The 1,604-nt window shown below is 65.0% G+C and carries 4 protein-coding genes; 3 read left to right on the top strand and 1 reads right to left on the bottom strand.

The window, feature by feature from the left end; all coding sequences use genetic code 11:
- Positions 1–138 precede the first annotated feature (138 nt).
- A complete protein-coding gene (locus BLT64_RS25880; RefSeq protein ID WP_041529795.1) occupies positions 139–420 on the bottom strand; it encodes a hypothetical protein in 282 nt (93 codons plus the stop codon).
- A 146-nt stretch (positions 421–566) separates the two neighbouring features.
- Between BLT64_RS25880 and BLT64_RS25875 the strand changes: the two genes are divergently transcribed.
- The 3 genes from BLT64_RS25875 to BLT64_RS25865 form a co-directional block, all read left to right on the top strand.
- Entirely contained in the window at positions 567–881 is a 315-nt protein-coding gene (locus tag BLT64_RS25875) for a hypothetical protein (protein WP_128492985.1), read from the top strand.
- Positions 878–1,072 (top strand): hypothetical protein, encoded by a 195-nt coding sequence (locus BLT64_RS25870; protein WP_011747319.1) that lies wholly within the window; start codon positions 878–880, stop codon positions 1,070–1,072. The genes BLT64_RS25875 and BLT64_RS25870 overlap by 4 nt, the downstream gene beginning before the upstream one ends.
- Positions 1,069–1,604 (top strand): DUF7146 domain-containing protein (locus BLT64_RS25865; RefSeq protein ID WP_437438293.1); only part of this gene is annotated, 536 nt, incomplete at its 3' end. The genes BLT64_RS25870 and BLT64_RS25865, both read left to right, overlap by 4 nt.

Here is a 1,604-nt window from a genome sequence, read left to right as displayed (position 1 = left end):
GGGTCAGGGCGTGTCAGGCGGGGCGGCCAATCTCCTCCCTCGGGTCGCCCCGCCGATCAACGCGCCAAGAGGATTTGACCATGCAGAGCCCAGAATTCACCAAGTTCAGCAGCGTCCGCGAGATCCGGACCAGCGAGCCTACTGGATGGTGCCCCCGGATTCTTTCTCAACTTGAGCTGCAAGCTCCAGAAGATGACGGCCTAGTTCGGCTGCACGGTGCGCATTCATTGCGAACTGATGAACCCGGTCGCGAGGCACGAGCGGTCCCGCATTTTTCCACTCCTTATGGAATAGGCGAAGAATGACCGTATCGCTTTGCTTCCCATCCCCGAGAGCGGTCGTGAAACTGTCGACAAAGACGGCAACTGGCCGGTCGTCGTTCGGGTCAACGATGAGCCCTTCTGCGGTCACTTTGAACATGCAGGATTTCCCCTCAGACTGGTTTGGTGGATCGCGTCGATCTGAGCGGATCATTGGTGATTCCACAACCTGCGGGGGCTTCCGCTCTATCGGGGAAATCGTCGCGGGCCTCGTCACCACCGACCTGGTTGGCTGTGGAGGTGGACTTGACTGACCAGCCGCGCCTCTCGCTCGCCGATCACGCGATGATCCACGCGTTGGGCGTGCTGTCCCGGCCGCCGATCACGGATCGCAGCGATCTCGACCTGGTCGTCGGCATCCTGCGCGACCTCATGCCGGGCGTGACCCGCGAAAACCCGCAGCTGATGGGCCTGATCCAGACAGCCGATCAGTTCCTTTCCTGCCGCGTCTCGGTGCCGGGCTGCTATGGCGGCCTGCATGATCGGGCGCGCAAGGTGATGAACGACTGGGACCGCCGCCGGCTGGCCGAGGCCTGGGACCGCGCGCGGGGCGCAAGATGAGAACGCACCGCCAGCGTCACCACAATGCCTATTGTGCTGGAGCACATCGCGGGATCGAGCGCGTCATCGAGCGATTGATGGCCATAACCCCGGCAGCCGCGCATGATGACCTTCAGCGCGTCGCGCGTGTCACCAAGGCCGAGGAGGAGTTTCGGAAGATCGTCCGCAAGCGCGAGGCCGCCAAGCCATGACGCGCGACGATCACCGCCTCGATGAAGCCAAGGCCATGCCCATCGCCGATGTGGTTGCGCGGCTGGAGCTATCCGGCCTGGTCCGCACCGGCGGCGAACTGGTCGGGCCGTGTCCGCAATGCGGCGGCCGGGATCGCTTCGGCGTCAACCTGAAGACCGGACTCTTCCAGTGCCGCAAGGAGTGCGGGCCGCATGCCAAGGGCGATCAGATCGCGCTGGTCCAGCATACGCTCGGCATGGATTTCCGCGCCGCGCTGGAATGGCTGTGCGGCCCGGCGCAGGGCCTTTCCGATGCCGAGCGCGCCGAGCGACGGCGCACCGCCGAAGCGAATCGGCGCAAGCAGGACGATATTGCCCGCCGTGCGCGCGAGAAATCGATCCGGGCCGCGCGGGATATCTGGTTCGCCGCTCGCCCGGCCGAGGGCACGCTGGTGCGCGACTATCTGACCCTGCGCGGTATCGATCCCGCGCATTATCCGGATCTGCCGCAGGTCCTGCGGTTCGATCCCGAGGCGCGTTACACGATCCCGGT

Source organism: Paracoccus denitrificans (assembly GCF_900100045.1).
Taxonomy (GTDB): domain Bacteria; phylum Pseudomonadota; class Alphaproteobacteria; order Rhodobacterales; family Rhodobacteraceae; genus Paracoccus; species Paracoccus denitrificans.
The sequence above is the reverse complement of the archived record's forward strand: the minus strand, read 5'-3'. Positions and strand labels throughout refer to the sequence as shown.

Coding starts and splice junctions, on each gene's coding strand:
- BLT64_RS25880 (WP_041529795.1), bottom strand. CDS start 420: ATGTTCAAAGTGACCGCAGAAGGGCTCATCGTTGACCCGAACGACGAC.
- BLT64_RS25870 (WP_011747319.1), top strand. CDS start 878: ATGAGAACGCACCGCCAGCGTCACCACAATGCCTATTGTGCTGGAGCA.